Raw genomic sequence first — 20,870 nt, forward strand, 5'->3', positions numbered from 1 at the left:
CCTTTCAGGTCTGAACGGAAAGGGCGGGACCGCAGGGTCCCGCCCTTTTTCGTCTCCGCCTACCGGGCCAGAAACCGCAGGGCCGTGCGCGCCAGCCGGCCCGCCGCCCCGTCCCACGGCGGCCCCAGCCGCTCAAAGGCGTTCACCGGCCCGACGTCATAGACCGCCCGCGCATGGCTGAAGCGTTTGAAGCCCTCAGGCCCATGATAGGCGCCCAGGCCGCTGGGCCCGACCCCGCCGAACGGCAGGTCGTTCTGGGCGATATGGAGCATGGTCCCGTTCAGGGTCACGCCGCCCGACAGGCCGGACCCCAGGATCCGGTCCCGCGTCCGCGCCTGGTTGGTGAAGCCGTACAGGGCCAGCGGCCGGGGCCGGGCGGCCACGAAGGCCAGGGCTTGATCCAGGCTGTCATATCCGACCACCGGCAGGACCGGGCCGAAGATCTCCTCCTGCATCAACAGGCCGTCGGTCGGCGGGTTCAGCACCAGGGTCGGGGCGATCTTGCCGTTGTCCCCCTCGCCCGCATCGGGGTGTTCCAGCACCACCGCCCCCGCCGCCTTCGCCGCCGCCACCGCCTCGCGCAGCCGGACCCGATGGCGTTCGCTGATCACCCCGCTGTAGTCGGGATTGTCCTGAAGCCTCGGATAGGCCCGCCGCGCCTGATCCAGCACGGCCTCGGCGAAGGCCCGGACCTGCCCGGCCGGGACCAGGGCGTAGTCGGGGGCGATACAGGTCTGGCCCGCGTTCAGGAACTTGCCGAAGGCGATCGACCGCGCCGCCGTGTCCAGCGGATAGTCGGGCGCCACCACGGCCGGCGACTTGCCGCCCAGCTCCAGCGTCACCGGGGTCAGATTGTCCGCCGCCGCCCGCATCACCTCGCGCCCTACCCGCGTCGATCCGGTGAAGACCAGATGGTCGAAGGCCAGACGCGAAAAGGCCTGGGCCACGTCCACCCCGCCGTTGACCACGGTCAGCACCGCCGGATCGAACCGCTCGGCCACGGCGGCCTCCAGCAGGGCGCCGAAGGCGGGCGTCAGTTCGGACGGCTTGATCATCACCCGATTGCCGGCCGCCAGGGCGTCCACCGTCGGCCCGAGCGCCAGCAGCAGCGGATAGTTCCACGGCGCGATCACCCCCACCACGCCCAGCGGCTCATGCCGGATCCAGGCCCGCGACGGCTGGAACATCAGGTCCACCGGCCGCCGCTCGTCCCGCATCCACCGCCCCAGACGACCCCGCGCATGGTCCAGGCTGCGGATCAGCGGCGTGATCTCCAGCAGCCCCGTCTCCATCGCCGACCGCGCCCCGAAATCCGCATCTATGGCCCGCGCAAAGGCCTCGCGCCGCTCCAGCACCAGGGCCTTCAGCGCCGCCAGCCGCCCGCGCCGCACCTGGGCCGACGCAGCCCCCTCCGCCCGCGAGGCCGCGTGCTGAAGCCCGAACCGGTCCGAGAGCCCGTCGTGTGTCATCGCATCCAGACCCTTCGCCGCGCCGGCCGCAATCGCCCGACCGCCCCACTTCTCAAACCCGCCCCGGCCGGGGTCAAGCCCCATCCCCAAACCTGTCTCCTCCCCCTCTGGGGGAGGTGGATCGGCGCATAGCGCCGAGACGGCGGGGGCGCGTCCGCACGACCGGCGCCTCTTGCGGACCGCTGCGATCCGGGTCCAAATGGTGCGCTGACGACTGCGGGAGGGCAGACGATGTCGAAACTGAGCCTTGCCTTGTGGGCGGCCCTCGCCACCTTCCTAATAGGGACTTTCCGGACCAGTTTTCCGGCTGAATGGGGCGGACGCCCCGGCCTGTTCGCCCTGGTCGTCGTGGCCGTTTCGACGCTCGCCTGGACCATCGAATACATACGTCGGTGGCAGCGCCTAGGCGACAGACGCTAGATTCAAACCGGCCACGCATGCCGATATTCCGAAACCCCTGGCTACAGGCCGTACTCCTGGGCGCAGGCCTGTTCGCCCTATCCCTGCTCATCCGAGCGGCGGCCAATATGGTCGTCGGCAGTTTCACCGCCGGCCCCGGCGCGCCGGACGCCATGGTCGCAGCCCAGGATACGGTCTCGCGGTTCGCCTATGGGTTTCTCCTGGCCGTGTTTCTGCCTGCGGTGATCGAGACGCCGCTGGTCGTCTGGGCGGTCCGGCGCGCCCGCGACGACGCCCCCAGCCTCGGGCTGGCCTTCATCATCGCGATCATTGCGGCGCTCGCCTGGCTGTTGCACGGCATGAGCCCCGGCTCGCTCGGCCAGGCGACCGCCTTCGCCGTGATGGCCTACGCCGCCTGGGGTTGGTCGCGACGGCTGGGACGGCTTCGCGCCTACGCCCTGCCGACCCTGTCGCACGCCGTCTGGAACAGCATCGGCCTGGCCCTCTTCATGGCCAACCCAAGCTGAGCCCAGCCCCCGACCTGCCGCCCGCCCACACCCGTCTCCCCCCCCTCTGGGGGACGCAGCGCGGCGCGTGTTCCGCGCCGTGACGGAGGGGGTGCGTCCGCAAGACCGGCGCCGTCTTTGACTGGAACGTGGCGGAAGTGGAACTTGGGCCGATAGTCTAGAGACCGATAGAGATCCATCGTAAGGGCTGGTGGCCTTGTCGATGGATATCCGGCCCGATCCGAGGAGAATTTGGTGCTCACTGCAATCATGATGGCCGCAGCGGTGCAGGCGGTTGCGACGGATGAATTTCCGAAACAGGCCTATGTGATGGTGCAATGTGTCGCCGGGCCGAACGAGACGGTCAGCGATTGTCGGGTGCTGGAAGTCAGCCACCCCGGCCAAGGCCTCGAAGACGCCGCCATAGCCATGGTCCGCCGCGGGCGAATAGGGCAGAGCAACGGCGTGGCCGTGGGTCAGACGTTTCGGATCAGGATTGCTTTCCGTTTAGCTGACGAGGACGATGAGACGCCCCCGCCAAAATCGATTGGCGGCGAGGCGACCCCCAGCTCAAACTGACGGGTTTGGCGCAGGGAGTCGACGACCCGCCCCCGTCCGCGCTAGGTCAGGCCCATGCCGACCGCCCTCTACATCGACGCCGACGCCTGCCCGGTGAAGGAGGAGGTCTATCGCGTCGCACGACGCTATGGGCTGAAGACCTATGTGGTCTCCAACGGCTGGATGCAGGTCCCGCGCGAGGCCCTGATCGAACAGGTGGTGGTGGACGCCGGGCCGGACGTGGCCGACGACTGGATCGCCGAGCGGGCGGGCCTGGGCGATGTGGTGATCACCGCCGACATTCCCCTGGCCGACCGCTGTCTGAAGGCCGGCGCCCAGGCGCTGAAGTCGAACGGCCAGGCCTTCACCCTGGACTCGATCGGCTCGGCCCTGGCCGGGCGGATGGTGGGCGAGCATCTGCGGTCGATGGGGGTGGCCACCTCGGGTCCGCCGCCGTTTTCGGCCGCCGACCGCTCGCGCTTCCTCCAGGCCCTGGACCAGGCCGTGGTCAAGGCGCGCCGGGTCGCGCCCCCGAGCCAGCCATGACGACGATTCCCGAGGACGAGCTGGAGTTCCACTTCTATCGCGCCGGCGGACCGGGCGGCCAGAACGTCAACAAGGTCTCGACCGCCGTCCAGATGCGGTTCGACGTGAAGAACTCCCCCAGCCTGACCGAGCCGGTCAAGGCGCGGCTGATGAAACTGGCCGGCAGCCGGCTGACGCTGGAGGGAGTGATCCTGATCACCGCCGTGCGCCACCGCACCCAGGAGCGCAACCGCGCCGACGCGATGGAACGGCTTCAGGCCCTGGTGGACGAGGCCTCGATCAGGCCCGTCTTCCGCGTCCCCACCCGCCCGACCAAGGCCTCGAAGGAGCGCCGGCTGAAGGCCAAGACCAGCCGCGCCTCAATCAAGTCGGGACGCGGCCGGCCGACGCTGGACTAGGACTCAGCTCTCGACCGGACGGAACAGCAGGGCGGCGATCTTGTCGTCGGCGTCGAAGCCGATCACCCATTCGGTGACCTGGTTGTCGAAGGTCACCTTGAACAGATGGGCCTCGCCTTCCGGCCGTTCGAAGGCGACGGTCTTGACCGCGCCGAAGCCCTTGACCAGCGGCGCGACCTGATCCGCCTGCTGGCGGATCTGGGCCGCCAGGCTGTCGGTGAAGACCGAATAGTCGAAGCCCGGACCCTGGGCCGCCGCGATCACGGCGCGCAGCGCCTCTTCAGACCGGGCGATGTCGGGTGCGGTCGCCGCAACGGCGGGAGCGGTCGGCGCCGGCTGGGCCGGTTGAGATTGCGCCTGGGCCGGCCGGTCGAAACTGTTCGGCACGGAGCCGGCTGCGGCGCCGCCGGATTGGGCGATTGCGGAGGCCGGGGCCAGAAGCAGGGCTACGGCGATCAGGGTCGTCTTCATGCGAAGGCTCCGGTCAGGACAGATAGGGCCAGAGCGAAAGGCCCAAGGCCGTCAGGGCCGCGATGACCGCGACCGTGACTGAAGCCGTGACCCAAGCGGGAGTTCCCGACTTTTCGATGACCACCGCCGCGGGACGCGGCGGCTCCTGCACCAGGCGCGAGATGGCGCGCGCCGCCGCGATCATCTCGTTCAGGGCGTCGCGCGCCTGGGCCTGGGGCCCCAGTTCGCGGCGGATCCAGCGTTCGACCACCGGCTGGGCGGCCTTCCACAGGTCGTGGTCCGGCTGAAGCCGACGCGCCACCCCCTCGACCGAGACCATGGTCTTTTGCAGCAGGATCAGTTCGGGCCTCAGCCGCATGTCGAACAGGGCGGTGATCTCGAACAACTGACCCAGCAGCCGGCCCATCGACACCTGGCTGGCGGCGCGTCCGATCACCGGCTCGCCCACGGCGCGCAGGGCCTGGGCGAAGGTCTCGACGGAGTGATGCGGCGGGACATAGCCGGCCTCGAAATGGACCCGGGCGATCCGGTCGTAGTCGCGGCTGATGAAGCCCCACAGGATCTCGGCCAGATAGCGCCGCTCGGCCGGCCCAAGCCGCCCCACGATGCCGAAGTCGATGGCGGTCAGATGGGCCGGGGCGCTGGCGAACAGATTGCCCTCGTGCAGATCGGCGTGGAACACCCCGTGATCCAGGGCCTGAACCAGGAAGGCCCGCACCACATTGTCGGCCAGCAGATCGACATCCAGGCCCGGCAGGTCGGTCAGGGCCGGATCGGTCATGGGCAGCCCTTGCGCCCATTCCAGCGTCAGCACCCGCTTGCCCACCCCGTCCCACACCACGGCGGGGGCGGACATATAGCCGTCCTTGGCCATGACATCGGCCATCTCGCTGGCGGCGGCCGCCTCCAGCCGCATGTCCAGCTCCAGATCCATGGAATTGGCGATGGTCTCGACGAAGGCCTGGGGCTCGAGCCGGCGCGACAGGGGAACCAGCCGGTACACCAGGGCGGCGCCCAGCCGCATGGCGTCCAGGCCGTCGGCGACGCGGCGCTCGACCCCCGGCCGCAGCACCTTGACCGCCACCGCACGCCCATCCGCCAGGGTCGCCCGGTGCGCCTGGGCCAGGGAGGCGGCGGCGACCGGCGGGCTCAGGTCGGTGAACAGGCTCTCGACCGGCCGACCCAGCGATTTCTCGATCTCGCGCCGCGCCTCTTCCAGCGGGAAGGGCGGCAGGGCGTCCTTCAACCGGCCCAGGTCGCGTGCGAACTGCAGGCCGAAGATGTCGGCGCGGGTGGCCAGGACCTGGCCCAGCTTGATCGCCACCGGCCCCAGATGCTCAAACGCCTTGCCCAGCCTCTGGCCCGGCCGGCCCTGACGTCCGTCGCGGCCGGACAGCATCTGCACCGCGCGGGCGAAGGGTCGGGCCCAGACGGGCAGCAGGGGATTGGCCTCGCGCGGGATCAGGGCGTCATGACGCGCCAGAACCCACAGCCAGCCCAGCAGGCGCAGAAAGGCCGCCACAGGATTCTGCACCGCCACGGCGGCGGGCGGCGGCGGGGCCGTGCGATAGACCCGGGTCAGATCGCCCACCCGTGGTGGATGGCGGCGATCCCGCCCGACAGATTGGTCACCGACACGCGCTTGAAGCCGGCGTCCTCGATCAGGGCCTTGAAGGCCGCCTGGTCCGGGAAGCGGCGGATGCTCTCGACCAGATACTGATAGCTGTCGCGATCCTTGGCCACCCAGCCGCCGATGCGCGGAATGGCGTGGAAGGACCAGGCGTCATAGGCCGCGCGGATCGGCCCGGTCGTCGGGCGCGAGAACTCCAGGCACAGGAACCGGCCGCCCGGCTTCAGCACGCGCCGCGCCTCGGCCAGGGCCTTGTCGATATGGGCCACGTTGCGGATGCCGAAACTGATCGAATAGGCGTCGACCGAGGCGTCCGGCAGCGGCAGGGCCATGGCGTCGCCGACCGACCAGCTCATCTCCGGCTCGCCGCCCTTGTGCACCCCGGCCAGGATCATTTCGGCGTTGTAGTCCAGCACGATCACCGAGGCGTCCTCGCCGCCGCGCCGCTCCTGGGCCGCGCGCGCCATCTTGGAATAGCGCCGGGCCATGTCGCCGGTGCCGCCGGCCACGTCCAGTATGGTCTCGCCGGGCCGAGGGTTCAGCTTGGCCGCCGCCGCGTCCTTCCAGAGGCGGTGGACGCCCACGCTCATCAGGTCGTTCATGACGTCATAGCTGGAAGCGACGGAATCGAAGACCCCGCGCACCATCTTGACCTTCTCGCGCGCATCGACGTCGCGGAAGCCGAAAGAGGAACGGTCGCCCGACGAATGCGGGCCGTGGGAGGAGGCGTCGGTCATGCGCGCGGTCTAGCGCGTCGCGGGCCGCCCGTCACGCGTCACTAGAGCCTGATCGCATCGCTTCCGACCCGGCTTGGGGCTGGGGCAGTTCGAGATCCTTCATCACCTCGCGCATCAGGCCGTAACAGCCGCACGACGCTTCCTCCAGCCCGTCGCGGTCCAGCACCCGGACCCAGCCCCGGCCCCGCTGGATCAGGTCCTTGCCTTCCAGCACGGTCCCGACCTCGGAGACCGTGGCGCGGCGCACGCCCAGCATGCCGGCGATATCGGCCTGGGTCAGGTCGATCCGATCGTCCTCGGCCCGGTCGTGCAGGGTCAGCAGCCAGCGCGCCAACCGCTCGTCCAGCCGGTGCTGGGCGTTGCAGGCGGCGGCCTGCTGCACCTGGGCCATCAGGCCTTCGGTGAAACGCGACAGGGCCTGGCGCAGGCCTTCGCTCTCATCCAGCGCCTCGCCGAACACCTCGGCCGAACAGCAGACGGCCACGCCGTCGCGCTGGGAGATGGCGCGGCTGGCGGCGCGGGCGTTGAACGGGCCGCAGGTCACCCCCACCAGGCCCTCGCGCCCGATGGCGGCGGTCTCCACCATCTTGTCGTCCGGCAGGACGGTCATCAGCGACACCACGCCCTTCAGCGGGAACCAGACCTGATCGACCGCCTCGCCGGCGTCGTACAGCATCTGGCCGCGCGCGATCTGGTGCTCGCTCAGATGAGGTTCGATCCGCTTCCGGTCGGCCGCGTCCAGAGCGGCGAGCCACAGATTGTCCATATCCACTTCCTCCGCGCCAGAAACGGCGACGCTTTCGCGACGTCCGATAACGCCAGAGCTTGCTCATGCGTTCCGCGACCGTCGGAGACGCTTGCGCACGCTTGCCGCGATCCGTCGGGCGCCTTACGCCGGAAGAAAAGAGGAAAGCCCATGACCGACACTCGCCTTGACGTTGCGGAAACCCTGAAGACCCTGCCCGCCTGGCGCCCCCATGACGACGACCGGGCGGCCATTTCGCGCAGTCTCAAGTTCGCTGATTTCAACGCCGCCTTCGGCTTCATGACCCGCGTCGCCCTGATGGCCGACAAGATGGATCACCATCCGGAATGGTCGAACGTCTATGACCGGGTCGAGGTGTTGCTGACCACCCATGACGCCGACGGCGTGACCGACAAGGACGTGACCCTGGCCCGGTTCATCGACCGCGCCGCCGCCGACATGGGAGCGATCTCGTGAGCGCCGCTTCCTCCGCCCGCCCCGGCCGCGTCGCCGGCAAGACCGTCCTGATCACCGGCGCCGCCGGCGGCCTGGGCGAGGCCATGGCCGCCATGATGGCCCGCGAGGGCGCCCGCCTGGCCCTGACCGACATCGACGGCGGCCGCGTCGCCGCCCTGGCCGAGCGGATCAACGCCGAAATCCCCGGCGCCGCCTTCGCCTACGCCCACGACGTGGCCAGCGAAGCCGACTGGGAACGGGTCATCGCCGCCGCCGTGGCCGATCTGGGCGGCCTGTCGGTCCTGGTCAACAACGCCGGCGTCGGCGGCCCTCTGGCCTTCGTCGAACAGGACACGGTCGACAACTGGCAGCGTCAGTACGAGATCAATCTGCGTTCGATCATGCTGGGCGCCAAACACGCCATGCCGCACCTGCGCGCCGCCGCCCCGGCCTCGATCGTCAATATCTCGTCCATCGCCGGCCTGGTCGCCGCCCCCGGCATGGGCGCCTATAACGCCACCAAGGCCGCCGTCTGGATGTACACCAAGACCCTGGCGCTCGAGGCCGCCAAGGCCGACTGGAACGTCCGCTGCAACTCGGTCCACCCGGTCTTCATCAAGACCCCGATCCTCGACCCCTTCATCGCCCTGGCCGGCGGCGACGAGGCCAAGGCCCACGAACGCCTGACCCGCGGCATTCCCCTGAAACGGATCGGCGAACCCGACGACGTGGCCTACTGCGTCCTCTATCTCGCCTCCGACGAGTCCAAGTTCGTCACGGGGTCCGAGTTCAAGATCGACGGGGGCATGACCGCGCAATAGGGCGCGCGCGCCCTTTCTTTTGGGCCTACCGCGCTTCACGCTGCTTGAGGCCGGGCTTAGGGGGCCTATCGCGCTTCGCGCTGCTTGAGGCCGGGGAGTCTTTTGGGCCTACCGCGCTTCGCGCTGCTTGAGGCCAGGGGCGCGCGGCGACGGCGGTTGGAAGACAGTCATCCGACCGTCATCCGCTTATTCGGGATTGAGGCCGCCCGCAGCTTGCTGTAAGCGGCCCTTTCGGCGTCACGCCGCATGCGCACCCGTAGCTCAGCTGGATAGAGTACTGCCCTCCGAAGGCAGGGGTCACAGGTTCGAATCCTGTCGGGTGCGCCACTTCCTCACATGAAGTCTCAGTCGCCGGACGAGGGCGTCCAGCCGAAGGCCTTCATCATCACCTCGAACAGATGGGTGTTGGGGAAATAGCCCCGCACCCGTTCGGCGCCGACGCCGATGGCCAGGGCCGGGACCTCCTCGGCCGTATGGGTGCGGTTGACCATGACATTCTCCAGCCGCACCACGCGGTCGTCGCCGTCCCGCGCCTTCCAGGCCTCATAGCCTTCCAGCAGGGGCTGGCCGCGACGCCCGCCGTCGACCTGCAGGCCGAAAGAGTGGTCGGCGGTGAAGATCATCAGGGTGTCGTCCAGATCGACGCGCGACTGCACCTCGGCGATCAGCCGGTCCAGGTCGGCGATGTTCTGCAGGCCTTCGCGCGGATCGTCGGTGTGGGCGTCCCATTCCACCACCAGCAGATAGCCCTTGTCCCCGGCCTGCAGCAGGTCCAGCGCCCTCAGGGTCGCCGCCCGCACGTCGATCTCTTCGGCCACGACCACGGGCCGCCGGTTCCCCGCCGGCGCCGCCTCCAGCGTCGCATAGATCGGCCGGTCGTGCGCCTGGGCCAGGCTGTCGTAGCTGACGCCGTTCGCCGCCATCTGTTCGGCGATCTCCGTCCGGCCCGAGCCGATCAGCACATCCACCCCGTCGCCGAAGCGCGGCGAAAAGGCCTGGGGGAAGATCTCGCCCCATTTGCCGCGGTCGTTCGAATGGGCGTAGGTCGCGGCCGGGGTCGCGTCGGTGATCGGACGGTCGGTCACCACCCCGGTCAGCAGGCCGTGTTGCTCGGCGTATTCCAGCACCGTCTGGGTCGGGGTCCCGTCGCGCCGGCCGCGTTCGCCGTCCGGCCCCTGGCTGATCACCCCATTGTGGGTCTTCACCCCGGTCACGATGGCGCTCATGCCGTTGGCCGAGTCCGACACGAAGGCGTCGACCGGCGATGTCTCGCTCAGCCCCAGGTTCGGCCACTGCTGGATATGGAGCCTCAGCGGCTCGCCATAGGCCATCACGCTGGCCGCATGGACCGAGGCCACGCCCCCGGCGTCCGCCAGAAACAGGATCACATTCTTCGCCCGGCCCTGGCTCTGGCTCTGTTCGACCGGCGGACGGGCCGCCGTCTGGGCCGAGGCTCCAGAGGCGCCCCCCGAGGCGCCCCCCGAGGCGCAAAGACCGATCGCAAGCGCGAGGGCGGAAACCAGGCGGAGGGAGACAGGGGTCATGGGCGTCGGTCCAGCAAATCAGACAAGGCCGCCCGCGTCCCCCGATCCGCCCCCGCCTGTCTACCGCGAACCTGTGACAGTCGCCCTCCCCCGACCCGGCGGCGATCCGGTTCTGGGCGGTTCGGGGCGGTCTGGGCGGCTCCGGGGTTCAGCCCGCCTCGCCTGTGGCCGCGTCGATCCGCGCCTTCAGCCCGGCCTCGTCCAGCCCCTCGACGGAGACCATTTTCAGCCGCGACTGCCCGCCCCGCTCCAGCACGACCGAGGACCGCGACACCCCGAGCGCCTTGGCCAGGAATTTCACCAGGGCGGCGTTGGCCTCGCCGTCCACGGGCCGGGCGCGCACCCGCACCTTCAGCACGGGCCGGCCTTCGGGATCTGTGTCCCAGCCGTCGATCCGGTCGCTGGACGCGCCGGGCTGTAGCTTGATCGGAAGTCGGGACAGGGGATCAACCGGCGGCGCGTCGATCCGGGGCGCGATGATCGGCGGCGCGCCAGACCACTTCGACATCTTCGGCGCTCAGGGTCGGGGTCGCCCGTTCCACGCCTCTCTCGTCGGCGAACTCCGCCAGGAAGCGGGCCGGGTCGAGCATCATCACGACCGTGCCGCGCTCGCCCTTCTTCAGGCCCAGATCCGGAAGATCGGCCAGAAGGGCCACGACGTCGAGTTCCTCAATCATGGTCGTCACTCCACCATCGCGGTCGTCAGACGGGGAACCCCGTCCGATCCTACGATCCAGCCGCTGCGGATCAGCGCCGTGCGACCGCGGAACTCTAGCATGAAGCGGACCCGGTACAGAGTCCCGAACGGCGTCGTCCCGAACGGCTCGGCCTCGGCCTCCCTGGCCGCTTCCAGAAGCCGGCGTTTCAGATAGGGAGCGTCCGCCCGGGTCAGACCCAGGGCGGACGCGAAGACCCGGGCCTTGTGTCGGCCTTCCGGGTGGTCCGCCGACAGGCAGTAGGCTTCGATCTTTCCCTCCGGAACGACCGCCTGCCCACCGCCTGGCAGCCTCATTCGAGCCTCAGCCCAGGGCGGCCATCAGTTCCGGCACGACGGTCTTGTAGTCGCCGACCAGGCCATAATCCGCGACCTGGAAGATCGGGGCGTCCGGGTCCTTGTTGATGGCGACGATGGTCTTGGAGTCCTTCATCCCGGCCAGGTGCTGGATGGCGCCCGAGATGCCGATGGCGATGTACAGGGCCGGGGCCACCACCTTGCCGGTCTGGCCGACCTGATAGTCGTTCGGCGCATAGCCCGCATCCACCGCCGCGCGCGAGGCGCCGATGGCGGCGCCCAGCTTGTCGGCCAGGGGTTCCAGAACCGCGTGGAACTCGTCCGCCGAGCCCAGGGCGCGACCGCCCGAGACCACGATCTTGGCGGCGCCCAGGTCCGGGCGGTCCGACTTGACCATTTCCTCGGAAACGAAGGCGGTCTTGGCGGCATCGGCGCCCGTGACGCTCTCGATGGCGGCCGAACCGCCTTCAGCGGCGGCGGCGAAGGCCGTCGGACGCACGGTGATCACCTTCTTGGCGTCGGCCGACTGGACCGTCTCCAGGGCGTTGCCGGCGTAGATGGGCCGCACGAAGGTGTCGGCCGACACCACCTCGATGATGTCCGAGATCGGGGCGACGTCCAGCTTGGCGGCGATCCGGGGGGCGAAATTCTTCCCGTCCGTGGTCGCGGGCGTCAGGATGGCGTCGTAGCCGGCGGCCAGGGGCAGGACGGTGTCCGTCACCGCCTCGGCCAGGCCGTGGCCCAGGCCGGCGCTCTCGGCCAGCAGCACCTTGCGGACGCCGGCGATCTTCGAAGCGGCGTCGGCGGCCGCCTGCACGCCCTGCCCGACGACCAGAACATCCACATCGGACGACAGGGCGAGGGCGGCGGTCACGGTCTTGTTTGTGGTGTCGCGAACGGTCGAACCGTCGTGATCGGCGATGACGAGGACAGCCATATTACAGCGCTCCCACGGACTTGAGCTTGGAAACCAGTTCGGCCGCATCGGCCACCTTGACGCCGGCCGAGCGTTTCGGCGGCTCGGTGACCTTCAGGACCTTCAGACGGTCGGCGACATCGACGCCGTAGTCGGCGACCGCCTTCATGGCGATCTCCTTCTTCTTGGCCTTCATGATGTTCGGCAGCGACGCATAGCGCGGCGTGTTCAGCCGCAGGTCCACCGTCACCACGGCCGGCAGGTCCGCCGAGAGCGTCTGCAGGCCGCCGTCGACCTCGCGCGTCACCGTCGCCTTGCCGCCTTCGATGACCAGTTTCCCGGCGAAGGTCGCCTGGGGCCAGTCCAGCAGGGCGGCCAGCATCTGGCCCACGGCGTTGTTGTCGCCGTCGATCGACTGTTTGCCCATCAGAACCAGATCGGGCTTTTCTTCCTCGACCACCGCCTTCAGCAGCTTGGCGACCGCCAGCGGCTCCAGGTCCGCATCCGACTGGATCAGGATGCCCCGATCCGCGCCCATGGCCAGGGCGGTGCGGATGGTTTCCTGGGCCTGGGTCACGCCGATGGAGACCACGACGATCTCGGTCGCCGTGCCGGCGGCGTGGTGTTCCTTGCCTTCCTTCAGACGAACCGCCTCTTCGACGGCGATTTCGTCGAAGGGGTTCATGCTCATCTTGACGTTGGCCAGATCGACGCCGGACTGGTCAGCCTTGACGCGGGCCTTGACGTTATAGTCGATCACCCGTTTGACGGGGACGAGAACCTTCATGGGTCTATCCGTGAATTCGCCTGAATGTAGGGGCAGGACATGGAGCGGTCGCGAAGGCCTGTCAACGTAACGCGGGGTCAAGCTCCCGTGCAAAACCCGCCTAACGGATCCTGAGATGAAGCGTTTCCTGACCTTTCCCCGCCTGGCCATGATCTTCTTCGCCCTGTTCGGCGTCGCCGTGGCGGGGGTTTTCGCGGTCCAGGCCTATTGGGTCGCGCCGGGCGAACGCTGCGAGGCGGCGGGCAAATGGTACGACATGGACAACCGCATCTGCGCCCAGCCCATCTCCATCGCCGAGATCACCGGCCGCCCCAACGGCGTCTCGCGCGCCCAGGCCTCGGATGAAAAGAACCGCGAACTGATCCGCATCGAAGACCAACTCGCCGCCCAGGACCGCGCCCGCGCCGCCGAAATCACCCGCCAGAAAGCGGCCCTGGCGGCGGCCCGACCGGCGACCTGACCACCCTTCACCTCCCCGTCGGACAGGCGAGAGCGTCAGCGAACGCCAGGAGGGGGCGACTCGGCGCCAGACGCTCTTGGGGGCCACCCCACCGCCGGAGGCGCCCCCGCCTGGTCGCAAGCGCGACCTGTCCTCCCCACGCGCCTTCGCGCGCGGAGAGGTGACGCCGCCCTCTCTTCTTTCGTCCTGTATGGGCGGTGCAGCCCTACCGCGTCGCCCCCGGCTTCCACTTCACATCATTGGCCCCGTTCGCATTCGCCCGCCGCCCCGCCACGAACAGATGGTCCGACAGCCGGTTCAGATACCGCACCGCCGCGCCATTGACTGCTTCCCCCGCTTCAACCAGCCGCACCGCCTCGCGTTCGGCCCGGCGGCACACGGTCCGGGCCACGTGCAGATGGGTCGACAGGGGCGAGCCGCCGGGCAGGATGAAACTGTCCAGCGGCTTCAGGCTCTCGTTCATCCAGTCGATTTCCTGCTCCAGCCGCTCAACCTGGCTGTCGAGGATGCGCAGCGCTTCCCAGGCCGGCGGCGGGTCCAGCGGCGTCGCCAGGTCGGCGCCCAGGTCGAACAGCTCGTTCTGGATCCGGGCCAGCATGGCGTCGATCCGGTCGTTCTGGCCGCTGTTCAGCCGGGCCACGCCCAGGACGGCGTTCAGCTCGTCCACCGCGCCGTAGGCCTCGACCCGGGGATCAGCCTTGGACACCGGCGCGCCCGAGGCCAGGCGGGTCTGCCCGTCGTCGCCGGTGCGGGTGTAGATCTTGTTCAGCGTCACCATGGATCAGGCCCCCTGCGTCGCCTTCCACACCATGCCGACGACCAGGATCAGCACGGCGACGGCCTGAAGCCCGACCCGCCAGCGCATCAGCCTGTTGGAATGGCTCCGGGCGTAGTCCCCGCCCCGGAACAGCGAATAGAGGCCCAGACCCAGCGTCACCGTGACGGCGAGGATGGCGGCGACGACCAGGATGTCGAACATCTGCATGCCCCTGTTCTAGTCCCCGCGCGCGTCGGACGCCAGCGACCGAGCCCGTGCTGATCCCGCCGGAGCCGGGGATGGATTCGCCGACCCCCGGTTTTTCTGCGCGACAGCTAAGCCATTAGTCACGATTGGCGTTGCAATCTGCGCGTCATGACTGATCGCGCCGTCCGCAACCTCGAACACCTCCGGGGCTCCGCCTCAACCGCCCGGGTGCTGAACCTTCTGCGGGTGTGGGAGGAAAACGGCGACAGCCGATCGGACGGCGCCGTGCGTAATCCCGACTGGGCCGCGCGGCCGGTGTTTCGCACCCACGCCCTGAACCGGTCCCTGATCATCAAGCACCGGCTGCGGCGCAACGAGACCGATCTCTTCACCGGCCGCCGCCAGGTCGCCACCAAGGTGGTCATCCCGATCGACGACGAGGATCTGAAGACCGGGGGGCGCTATGTCTTCGTCAATCAGATCGGCTTCGAGCGGATGATGATCGAGGCCTTCGGCGTGGCCCCTACCCACCCGGATATCGAGACCCTGCGCCTGATCGACAAGCTGCCGTCCCTGGACCCCTTCCTGCTGCGCGAGCAGCTGCGGCGCGGCGGACTGGATCCGGCCCCCTGCTATTTCTCCATCAGCGACGGCGACCTGCAGCGGATGGTGGCCTTCGTCCATAGCGAGGTCGAGCCCCTGGTCACCCTCAGCCTGGGGGCCGACACGTTTGCGGTGGCCTCGGACTCGGCGGCGCGGATGGCGGCCAAGATCCTGTCCAACACGCCCGGCGACCAGCTGGAGGCCCTGCGTCTGACCCTGCGTCTGGCGCCGGAACAGTATCAGGAGGGGGTCTTCTGCTGGAAGGGCTTCCTCTATTACAAATGGACCCTGTCCACCCTGCTGGGCGAGGTCGCCGCCGTGGCCGAGGCCGTGCGCACCATCAAGCCGAGCGGCAGGATCGACCGCCCCGCCCGCGAATATCTGGACCGCAGCCGCGCGGTCCTGCGCGGCCGCATCATCCGCACCTGCGACGAGGTCAGCCGCACCCTCAGCATCTATGACGACGCCTACGCCCGCCTGACCCAGGAGGGCCGCCCCACCGCCTTCCGCGACTTCCTGCTGGACGCCCCCTCCATGTTCGCCAAGCTGGGCGACCAGCTGGGCGCGGTCCAGCATATCGTCAGCTACTGGCGTTTCCGCTTCGGCCCGGCGGCCCATCCGGCCAATGTCGAGGAGCTGATGGACATCTTCATGGACTTCGAGACCGGGCTTCTGGGCCGCGGCGAAAGCCCCGACGACATCGGCGTCATGGCCGCCTAATGGGGGCGGCCTAACGGGGGCCGCCTAGAGCGCCCGCACCCGCGGCCCCGCGCCCCGGCCGTCCAGCATCAGGTCGGTGACGGCCCAGACCAGGGCGTCGGCCCGGTCCCAATGCCCCTCCCCCGATCCGGCAGCCTGCCCTTCTTCCTCGGCGCCCAGCTCCATCAGCTCCTCCTCCAGCGCCGCAAAGACCCCCGCATGCCGCACCCGCCCCTGTTCATACAGGGCCGCCACCGGCTCGGCCCGCGCCGCCTTGCCGCGCGAGGCTCGCACCGCCGTAAAGCCGATGTTCTCCCCATCCGCCCCGCACCCGGCCGCCTTCAGCACCGCCTCGACCATGTCCCCGCCCTGGTTGACCTCGCCGACAATGCATCGGGCGCCGAACAGCCGCGCCGTCTCCATCGCCCGCTCGGCCCATTTCTGCGGCGACAACCCCCGCATCGAGCGATCGGCCAGCACCCAGGCCGTCTCCCCGCGCCGCCCCACCGCCACGATGCCGCAGGCGTCCCCGCCGCGCGAACAGGTGGGGTCCAGCCCCACCACCACCCGCTCATAGACCGGCCGCGCCTCGACAGAGACCGGCGCCTCCCCCCGCGCCGCCGCCATCATCTCGGCGGTGAACAGCCCGCCCTCGGGCTCGACCACCTGGCCCTCCAGCTCCTGCGCCGCCCGCCGCGTCCCGCCGTACAGCCGCTCCAGCCCCTCCAGAAACCCCGGCGCCAGATGATCCCCATTGTCCCGCGTCGTCGCATGGGTGAGCGCACATGACGCCTCGGCGCGGAGCGCCTTGAGCGCCCTCGTCGGGCGCGGCGTGGTCGTAACAACGAGCCGGGGGCTATCGCTCGGCTCGCGGAGCCTCGCTACTTTAGCCCCCACTCCCCCGTTTTGCGCCGCGTCTGCATCGACGGCTGGGGAGTCCGGGTTGGGCAACCTCAACCTCAGCCCCATCCGCAGCAGGGCCAGCGTCTCCCCGCCGTTGCGCCAGGCGCAGAATTCGTCGGCCCAGGCGGCGGCGAACTGGGGGCCGCGCAGGCTGTCGGGGTCTTCGGCCGAGAAGACAAAGGCCTCGGCCCCGTTCGGAAACACCAGCCGCCGCCGCGACGGCTGATACTCCGGCCCCCGCCACTCCACCGCCCCATCCCCTCCGACGCCCGTCCAGCGCGGCAGGCTCATCACCCCCGACGGCCCGGCGATCATCACCTCGCGCACATCGTGCAAAGTCGGCCCGATCAGCGCCAGCCGCCCGCCCGCCCCCAGCCGCTCGGCCATGTCCGCGATCCACGACGCCCCCGCCAGAGTCTTGCCCGCCCCCCGCCCGCCCAGAAACAACCAGGTCGACCACGCCCCCTCGGGCGGCTTCTGCGCCGGACGAAGGACCAAGCCCCCGCCGCCCTGACCGCCCCCGTCGCCGCCTTGGAGCAAACCGGGGGTCTGGGGGCTCAAGTAGCCCGAAGGGCGATAGCCCCCAGGAGAAGTAGCGTGCTTTTTCCAGAGCGCCCGCAGGTCCGCCGCCCCCACGCCCGCCATGACCCGCGTCCGCTGGGACCAGCGCCACAGCCGCGCGGCCTCCGGCTCGTCCCCGTCGCTCAACCGCTTCAGCACATCCGCGTGCAGTTCGCGCACCGTCCCCACCGGATCGCTCCAGTCGATCTCGATGGTCAGGGCCGGCTCCCCCCGCCCATAATTATAGGCCCCCGCCGCCGGTCCGCGCGGCTGATACACCGCCCCCGGCGTGTCCATCTTCCGCAGCCCATAGCGTTTCGCCGCCCAGGCGATGGCCCCCGTCGTCACCCCGTACTCGGCCTCCAGGACCGCACTGGTCTCGCCCGCATTCCGCCGCGCCAACAGCTCGCGCCAGCGCGCGGGCGTCATGCCCGACCGGCTCTGGGGAAAGACATGATCCGCCGGCCAGCCCTCCGCCGGCCGCCGGCGATGATCCACCGCATCCGGCGCCTGCCCCTTCATCCGCCCGCGCTTCTTCGCCTGCCAGCAGAGGGTCGAGACCGACACCCCATGCTCCCGCGCCAGATCCGACCGCCGCTCGCCCCGCGCATCGCGGTCGAACAAGGCCTCCCATTCCTCATCACTCAGCTTGCTCGGCTTTCCCATGCGGAGAAGCCTAAGCCAGGCCGCACCTCAGGCGCGTCGATTGGGAAATTCGGAGTTCAACCGCCTGATTTCAAAGGCGTTCGCTTTCAGAATTGCGGGCGTTCAACCCGTCCAGCGCCCGTAATTCCTACCGACCGCCCGCCTCGTCCGTCTTCACCTCGCTGGCGTCGCAGCTGTACCGTTCGCAGTATCGGCGTCTCAGTTCTGCGACCGCCGCCTTGGCGGCCTTGGATTCCGGATAGGCCGATTCAAACCTGTCCATATCCGGCGGCGATACATAGTCGCCGGCCAGCAGGCGACGAAGGTCGCTCTCGCTCGCCAGCCGCGCCAGTTGCAACACCAGGGCCTCGCGCCGCTCGGCGCGCACCTCGACGAACAGTTCATCGACCCAGGCCTGGACGACCGCCCGCCTGTCGTAATCCAGCCCGTCGAGGAAATTGTCCTCTTCCGGCTCCCCGTCCTCATAGGCGCGATCGACGATCTGGCGCGCAAGCTTCAGCTGGATTTCGGACGGCTCCGGCCCGCTCCACCCGCCTTCTTCCGCCTCATCCTCCACGCGGAAACGCACTCTGGCCCGCACCTCGCCCGGCATCGGTATACCGGCGACCCGCCCCAGCCTCAGTTCCCCGCTGGCGACCACCACGCGCGCCGCAGACCCGAACCCCAAGCCCTGCGGCCGTTCTTCGACGACCCTGCAGTTGTAGGGATGGCCGTCCGTCTCCTGATAACAGCGAACAATGGCCCAGCCCTGCAGGTCCAACTGCGCCGCGAACCCCGGCATCAGGTCAGAGGTCACTTCGGGATCGGGCGTCCGCGCCCAGTTGGTGGCGGGCGCCTCCTGCTCCCACAATTTGGGCGTCCCCGGATCCGGAACCAGAACAGCGAGTGCCAGCAGCGGCGCTATGAACATGATGGCGCCTCATCCCCCAAACTCCGCCGCACTCACCACAAGGCGAAGATGTTGTCGATCCACCCCCCGGCTTCGTCATCCTAGGGCTTGTCCCTAGGATCCATACGCCCGGTGTCCGACGCGAGGCGCTGCGGACACACCGGGAGTTCGGTCCTGCACTTCCGTTAGATGGCCGTGCTGTGGACCTAGAGCTCTCGCGGCTCATATAAGTCATCGGGATAGGGCAGGCGTGAAGCCGTGTCTCGCAGGAATCTTAGGTAGGCCCGCATCGCTGAATGCAGCTCGGCAGGGGTTCCGATATCCCTGTCCTTGAAGGCGTGGATAGCGTTGCGCCTCTGCTGCACGAGCTTGAAGAGGGCAAGGTCGTCGCCCTGAAAGAGCTTCGCTGTCTCCACATAATGCACGAGGACTTCGAGGCGCAGACCGTCTGGCTCGAGGACTTTCTCCTGCTTCGAGTGCCACGCCTGCGTCTTTTTCACATTCTCGAAGTCGGCTTTGAAATCTTCGTAATAGACCGCGAGGAAGAGCTTAATAGTACCTTCGATCAGGCTACCAAGATTGGTCCAGCCGAGTATGAGGTCGCCGTCTTCAAGCTCTTCATCGGCTGTTATCCAATGCAGCAGTGAGCGTGAGAGGGAGGCCTGACGGTCGAGCCGAGATTTCCCCATCAACTCCGCCGCATCGGCTGGAGCCCAGCCATGACTTGATGACCAAAAGCTTCTCAGGCCCTCGTTTAGTTTGACGATGCGTTGGACGACCTCGATGAGAGGAAGTTGCTCGTCGAGCGCCTTGTCCGCATCCGCCATGGCCTTCAGTTTCGCGAGCAAGCTCATCGGGAGTAGCTCATCGCTTCGCGTTCCATATACTCGTAGTACTGCGCTTGGCGCATATCCTCGACCTTTGATTTGAAGGTTTCGATGCAACCCTGACAGGCGGTCATTTCCATCCCGTAGTCCTCCATGAGGACCATTCTGCCTTCGTCATAGTCCCAATCGAGATAGTTGGACGTGTCGATCACGTTCGACTCAAGTGTTTCCTGACCGCAAGACGCGCATTCGATCACCGCCTCTTTGTGGTGGCAGAAACAGCACTCGCCGTTCTGAGCGACGAAAGTGGACTCGTCGCAGGACGGGCAAATCCAAACGTCGATAAAGTTTTCGGCCTTGATGTAGCTTCGGGCGCGCGTTCGAAGCTCTGCTCGCGCTTTAACCAGCCCGATAATGCGCTGGTGTTCGTCGTAGTCGATGAACTCTTCCGTTTCGAGGCCGAGATGCTCTCGATAGAAGAAAATCATGAAGCTGAAAATGTCGGCAAATTTCGCCTCCATATGCTCGTGCTCATGCTCGCATTCGAAATGCGTCAACTCGTTTCTGAGCTTCACGGCGGTTTCGATCTTGCGGGGATCTTTTTCAGCGATGACCAGTCCGCCGATACCGGGATCGACCAACCGATTCAGAGCTTTCTTAAGCGAGACGGTGTCGGTGCGCTCGTCCACTGATGAGTAAATTAGAGCCGGATGAATGCGGCGCAGCTTTTCCTTGAAGGCCAGCTCCATCGCCTGCACGACATTGATGATCGCAAACTTCCAGCGTGTCTCGTCCAGCTCATCGCGCTGCGCATAGGCAACGGCTTCCCGGAAGTAGGAGATGCTGTTCTTAATGAGGTCGAGTTTTAGCTTGGACATGCCACAGCTTAACCGAGAGTAGGCTGCTCCTGCCAGAGAACCGTTTTAAATGAAGTCCAGGACCTGATGATCCCGCCACGTCGCCGGCAACACGTAGCCTAGAGGCTATAGAGAGAGCGTGGATATGGTAACCTTCACGGTGGCGATGGACTAGATTGAGAATAGGTGAGAACAAAAATGGGGAGCCGGAGGCTCCCCATTCTCTCATTTGAGGGCTTGTAGGATGACGGCAACTGCCAAGAGGCAATGTGCAATGTCGATCTTCCAAACCACTCGACGCACCTTCTGAGATTTAGCCATGGGCCTGATCCTCAGGGGAGCGACGCGCCGCAACCCCGTGGGGGGAAAACGGTTGGCCAGGGAGTTTCGAAACTTACCGACGTCATCCCCGATCACGGTTGGCCATGGGCGTTCTAGAAACGCTG

The 20,870-nt window shown here is 68.0% G+C and carries 25 protein-coding genes and 1 tRNA gene; 9 read left to right on the forward strand and 17 right to left on the reverse strand.

Translation table 11 applies throughout. The features are described 5' to 3' along the window. Positions 1-59: 59 nt before the first annotated feature. On the reverse strand, positions 60-1,553 hold the full coding sequence (locus GYM46_RS06910; RefSeq protein WP_198004260.1) for a coniferyl aldehyde dehydrogenase: 1,494 nt from the start codon (positions 1,551-1,553) through the stop codon (positions 60-62). A 353-nt stretch (positions 1,554-1,906) separates the two neighbouring features. Between GYM46_RS06910 and GYM46_RS06915 the strand changes: the two genes are divergently transcribed. The 4 genes from GYM46_RS06915 to arfB all read left to right on the forward strand — a co-directional run bounded on the left by GYM46_RS06915 (position 1,907) and on the right by arfB (position 3,876). Continuing rightward, entirely contained in the window at positions 1,907-2,395 is a 489-nt protein-coding gene (locus tag GYM46_RS06915; protein ID WP_156796386.1) for a hypothetical protein, read from the forward strand. A 234-nt stretch (positions 2,396-2,629) separates the two neighbouring features. Next, complete coding sequence (locus GYM46_RS06920; protein ID WP_231492563.1) at positions 2,630-2,953, forward strand: energy transducer TonB; 324 nt, start codon at positions 2,630-2,632, stop codon at positions 2,951-2,953. A gap of 54 nt (positions 2,954-3,007) precedes the next feature. Then, positions 3,008-3,478, forward strand: coding sequence for a YaiI/YqxD family protein (locus GYM46_RS06925; RefSeq protein ID WP_008262614.1), 471 nt, complete (start codon positions 3,008-3,010; stop codon positions 3,476-3,478). Further along, the gene (arfB, locus tag GYM46_RS06930; protein WP_008262497.1) at positions 3,475-3,876 is read left to right on the forward strand and encodes an alternative ribosome rescue aminoacyl-tRNA hydrolase ArfB; all 402 of its coding nucleotides are present in this window, start codon (positions 3,475-3,477) and stop codon (positions 3,874-3,876) included. The genes GYM46_RS06925 and arfB overlap by 4 nt, the downstream gene beginning before the upstream one ends. A 3-nt stretch (positions 3,877-3,879) precedes the next feature. On the opposite strand, the gene GYM46_RS06935 is transcribed toward arfB, so the two are convergent. Genes GYM46_RS06935 through GYM46_RS06950 form a run of 4 tightly spaced genes read right to left on the reverse strand, consistent with a single transcriptional unit; the run spans position 3,880 to position 7,480 of the window. Continuing rightward, entirely contained in the window at positions 3,880-4,347 is a 468-nt protein-coding gene (locus GYM46_RS06935; RefSeq protein ID WP_008261199.1) for a hypothetical protein, read from the reverse strand. Positions 4,348-4,360: 13 nt separating this feature from the next. Then, positions 4,361-5,938 (reverse strand): 2-polyprenylphenol 6-hydroxylase, encoded by a 1,578-nt coding sequence (gene ubiB, locus GYM46_RS06940; protein WP_008260302.1) that lies wholly within the window; start codon positions 5,936-5,938, stop codon positions 4,361-4,363. Beyond that, positions 5,926-6,714: a class I SAM-dependent methyltransferase gene (locus GYM46_RS06945; RefSeq protein WP_008259087.1), complete on the reverse strand. Its 789-nt coding sequence runs from the start codon at positions 6,712-6,714 to the stop codon at positions 5,926-5,928. The genes ubiB and GYM46_RS06945 overlap by 13 nt, the downstream gene beginning before the upstream one ends. A 31-nt stretch (positions 6,715-6,745) precedes the next feature. Further along, positions 6,746-7,480 (reverse strand): Crp/Fnr family transcriptional regulator, encoded by a 735-nt coding sequence (locus tag GYM46_RS06950; RefSeq protein ID WP_008260814.1) that lies wholly within the window; start codon positions 7,478-7,480, stop codon positions 6,746-6,748. A gap of 150 nt (positions 7,481-7,630) precedes the next feature. Between GYM46_RS06950 and GYM46_RS06955 the strand changes: the two genes are divergently transcribed. The 3 genes from GYM46_RS06955 (at position 7,631) to GYM46_RS06965 (ending at position 9,063) form a co-directional block, all read left to right on the forward strand. Continuing rightward, positions 7,631-7,936, forward strand: a complete 306-nt coding sequence (locus GYM46_RS06955) for a 4a-hydroxytetrahydrobiopterin dehydratase (protein WP_008261258.1) — start codon at positions 7,631-7,633, stop codon at positions 7,934-7,936. Further along, the gene (locus GYM46_RS06960; protein ID WP_008261680.1) at positions 7,933-8,736 is read left to right on the forward strand and encodes an SDR family oxidoreductase; all 804 of its coding nucleotides are present in this window, start codon (positions 7,933-7,935) and stop codon (positions 8,734-8,736) included. Before GYM46_RS06955 ends, GYM46_RS06960 begins: the two co-directional genes overlap by 4 nt. A 250-nt stretch (positions 8,737-8,986) precedes the next feature. After that, a tRNA-Arg gene (locus GYM46_RS06965) sits at positions 8,987-9,063 on the forward strand. Between the two features lie 17 nt (positions 9,064-9,080). Here GYM46_RS06965 and GYM46_RS06970 read toward each other — a convergent pair. From GYM46_RS06970 to GYM46_RS06995, 6 genes are all read right to left on the reverse strand, one after another. After that, the gene (locus GYM46_RS06970) at positions 9,081-10,280 is read right to left on the reverse strand and encodes an alkaline phosphatase (RefSeq protein WP_008260577.1); all 1,200 of its coding nucleotides are present in this window, start codon (positions 10,278-10,280) and stop codon (positions 9,081-9,083) included. 148 nt (positions 10,281-10,428) lie between these two features. Further along, positions 10,429-10,788 (reverse strand): DUF167 domain-containing protein, encoded by a 360-nt coding sequence (locus GYM46_RS06975; protein ID WP_164952634.1) that lies wholly within the window; start codon positions 10,786-10,788, stop codon positions 10,429-10,431. Beyond that, the gene (locus GYM46_RS06980) at positions 10,727-10,957 is read right to left on the reverse strand and encodes a DUF4926 domain-containing protein (protein ID WP_008259680.1); all 231 of its coding nucleotides are present in this window, start codon (positions 10,955-10,957) and stop codon (positions 10,727-10,729) included. Before GYM46_RS06980 ends, GYM46_RS06975 begins: the two co-directional genes overlap by 62 nt. A 5-nt stretch (positions 10,958-10,962) precedes the next feature. After that, positions 10,963-11,292 (reverse strand): DUF6883 domain-containing protein, encoded by a 330-nt coding sequence (locus GYM46_RS06985; RefSeq protein ID WP_008260125.1) that lies wholly within the window; start codon positions 11,290-11,292, stop codon positions 10,963-10,965. 7 nt (positions 11,293-11,299) lie between these two features. Beyond that, on the reverse strand, positions 11,300-12,229 hold the full coding sequence (locus GYM46_RS06990; protein ID WP_008261292.1) for an electron transfer flavoprotein subunit alpha/FixB family protein: 930 nt from the start codon (positions 12,227-12,229) through the stop codon (positions 11,300-11,302). 1 nt (position 12,230) lies between these two features. After that, positions 12,231-12,995: an electron transfer flavoprotein subunit beta/FixA family protein gene (locus GYM46_RS06995; RefSeq protein WP_008259580.1), complete on the reverse strand. Its 765-nt coding sequence runs from the start codon at positions 12,993-12,995 to the stop codon at positions 12,231-12,233. A gap of 115 nt (positions 12,996-13,110) precedes the next feature. Here GYM46_RS06995 and GYM46_RS07000 point away from each other — a divergent pair, with 115 nt between their 5' ends. Further along, entirely contained in the window at positions 13,111-13,455 is a 345-nt protein-coding gene (locus GYM46_RS07000) for a hypothetical protein (RefSeq protein ID WP_008260333.1), read from the forward strand. A gap of 205 nt (positions 13,456-13,660) precedes the next feature. Here the strand turns inward: GYM46_RS07000 and GYM46_RS07005 are convergent, their stop codons facing one another. Both GYM46_RS07005 and GYM46_RS07010 read right to left on the reverse strand, forming a co-directional pair. Continuing rightward, positions 13,661-14,233 carry a cob(I)yrinic acid a,c-diamide adenosyltransferase gene (locus tag GYM46_RS07005; protein WP_008261323.1) on the reverse strand — a complete coding sequence of 191 codons (573 nt, stop codon included), beginning with the start codon at positions 14,231-14,233 and terminating at the stop codon, positions 13,661-13,663. A gap of 3 nt (positions 14,234-14,236) precedes the next feature. Continuing rightward, positions 14,237-14,440, reverse strand: coding sequence for a twin transmembrane helix small protein (locus GYM46_RS07010; RefSeq protein ID WP_008261253.1), 204 nt, complete (start codon positions 14,438-14,440; stop codon positions 14,237-14,239). 147 nt (positions 14,441-14,587) lie between these two features. Here GYM46_RS07010 and GYM46_RS07015 point away from each other — a divergent pair, with 147 nt between their 5' ends. Continuing rightward, complete coding sequence (locus tag GYM46_RS07015) at positions 14,588-15,742, forward strand: hypothetical protein (protein ID WP_008264326.1); 1,155 nt, start codon at positions 14,588-14,590, stop codon at positions 15,740-15,742. 24 nt (positions 15,743-15,766) lie between these two features. Here GYM46_RS07015 and GYM46_RS07020 read toward each other — a convergent pair whose 3' ends face one another. From GYM46_RS07020 to GYM46_RS07035, 4 genes are all read right to left on the reverse strand, one after another. Continuing rightward, on the reverse strand, positions 15,767-17,851 hold the full coding sequence (locus GYM46_RS07020) for a terminase large subunit domain-containing protein (protein ID WP_008260656.1): 2,085 nt from the start codon (positions 17,849-17,851) through the stop codon (positions 15,767-15,769). A gap of 127 nt (positions 17,852-17,978) precedes the next feature. Beyond that, positions 17,979-18,761, reverse strand: coding sequence for a hypothetical protein (locus GYM46_RS07025; RefSeq protein ID WP_008262814.1), 783 nt, complete (start codon positions 18,759-18,761; stop codon positions 17,979-17,981). Between the two features lie 185 nt (positions 18,762-18,946). Then, positions 18,947-19,594: a hypothetical protein gene (locus GYM46_RS07030; protein ID WP_198004259.1), complete on the reverse strand. Its 648-nt coding sequence runs from the start codon at positions 19,592-19,594 to the stop codon at positions 18,947-18,949. Then, positions 19,591-20,445: a hypothetical protein gene (locus tag GYM46_RS07035; RefSeq protein WP_008264072.1), complete on the reverse strand. Its 855-nt coding sequence runs from the start codon at positions 20,443-20,445 to the stop codon at positions 19,591-19,593. The genes GYM46_RS07030 and GYM46_RS07035 overlap by 4 nt, the downstream gene beginning before the upstream one ends. Positions 20,446-20,870 lie beyond the last annotated feature (425 nt).

The organism is Brevundimonas mediterranea (assembly GCF_011064825.1).
GTDB classification, from domain to species: Bacteria; Pseudomonadota; Alphaproteobacteria; order Caulobacterales; family Caulobacteraceae; genus Brevundimonas; species Brevundimonas mediterranea_A.

Excerpts from the sequence above, each read along its gene's own strand:
- GYM46_RS06910 (WP_198004260.1), bottom strand. The coding sequence starts at position 1,553 with ATGGGGCTTGACCCCGGCCGGGGCGGGTTTGAGAAGTGGGGCGGTCGG.
- GYM46_RS06915 (WP_156796386.1), top strand. The coding sequence starts at position 1,907 with ATGCCGATATTCCGAAACCCCTGGCTACAGGCCGTACTCCTGGGCGCA.
- GYM46_RS06925 (WP_008262614.1), top strand. The coding sequence starts at position 3,008 with ATGCCGACCGCCCTCTACATCGACGCCGACGCCTGCCCGGTGAAGGAG.
- arfB (WP_008262497.1), top strand. The coding sequence starts at position 3,475 with ATGACGACGATTCCCGAGGACGAGCTGGAGTTCCACTTCTATCGCGCC.
- GYM46_RS06935 (WP_008261199.1), bottom strand. The coding sequence starts at position 4,347 with ATGAAGACGACCCTGATCGCCGTAGCCCTGCTTCTGGCCCCGGCCTCC.
- GYM46_RS06945 (WP_008259087.1), bottom strand. The coding sequence starts at position 6,714 with ATGACCGACGCCTCCTCCCACGGCCCGCATTCGTCGGGCGACCGTTCC.
- GYM46_RS06950 (WP_008260814.1), bottom strand. The coding sequence starts at position 7,480 with ATGGACAATCTGTGGCTCGCCGCTCTGGACGCGGCCGACCGGAAGCGG.
- GYM46_RS06955 (WP_008261258.1), top strand. The coding sequence starts at position 7,631 with ATGACCGACACTCGCCTTGACGTTGCGGAAACCCTGAAGACCCTGCCC.
- GYM46_RS06970 (WP_008260577.1), bottom strand. The coding sequence starts at position 10,280 with ATGACCCCTGTCTCCCTCCGCCTGGTTTCCGCCCTCGCGCTTGCGATC.
- GYM46_RS06975 (WP_164952634.1), bottom strand. The coding sequence starts at position 10,788 with ATGTCGAAGTGGTCTGGCGCGCCGCCGATCATCGCGCCCCGGATCGAC.
- GYM46_RS06980 (WP_008259680.1), bottom strand. The coding sequence starts at position 10,957 with ATGATTGAGGAACTCGACGTCGTGGCCCTTCTGGCCGATCTTCCGGAT.
- GYM46_RS06985 (WP_008260125.1), bottom strand. The coding sequence starts at position 11,292 with ATGAGGCTGCCAGGCGGTGGGCAGGCGGTCGTTCCGGAGGGAAAGATC.
- GYM46_RS06990 (WP_008261292.1), bottom strand. The coding sequence starts at position 12,229 with ATGGCTGTCCTCGTCATCGCCGATCACGACGGTTCGACCGTTCGCGAC.
- GYM46_RS06995 (WP_008259580.1), bottom strand. The coding sequence starts at position 12,995 with ATGAAGGTTCTCGTCCCCGTCAAACGGGTGATCGACTATAACGTCAAG.
- GYM46_RS07000 (WP_008260333.1), top strand. The coding sequence starts at position 13,111 with ATGAAGCGTTTCCTGACCTTTCCCCGCCTGGCCATGATCTTCTTCGCC.
- GYM46_RS07005 (WP_008261323.1), bottom strand. The coding sequence starts at position 14,233 with ATGGTGACGCTGAACAAGATCTACACCCGCACCGGCGACGACGGGCAG.
- GYM46_RS07010 (WP_008261253.1), bottom strand. The coding sequence starts at position 14,440 with ATGCAGATGTTCGACATCCTGGTCGTCGCCGCCATCCTCGCCGTCACG.
- GYM46_RS07015 (WP_008264326.1), top strand. The coding sequence starts at position 14,588 with ATGACTGATCGCGCCGTCCGCAACCTCGAACACCTCCGGGGCTCCGCC.
- GYM46_RS07020 (WP_008260656.1), bottom strand. The coding sequence starts at position 17,851 with ATGGGAAAGCCGAGCAAGCTGAGTGATGAGGAATGGGAGGCCTTGTTC.
- GYM46_RS07025 (WP_008262814.1), bottom strand. The coding sequence starts at position 18,761 with ATGTTCATAGCGCCGCTGCTGGCACTCGCTGTTCTGGTTCCGGATCCG.
- GYM46_RS07030 (WP_198004259.1), bottom strand. The coding sequence starts at position 19,594 with ATGAGCTTGCTCGCGAAACTGAAGGCCATGGCGGATGCGGACAAGGCG.
- GYM46_RS07035 (WP_008264072.1), bottom strand. The coding sequence starts at position 20,445 with ATGTCCAAGCTAAAACTCGACCTCATTAAGAACAGCATCTCCTACTTC.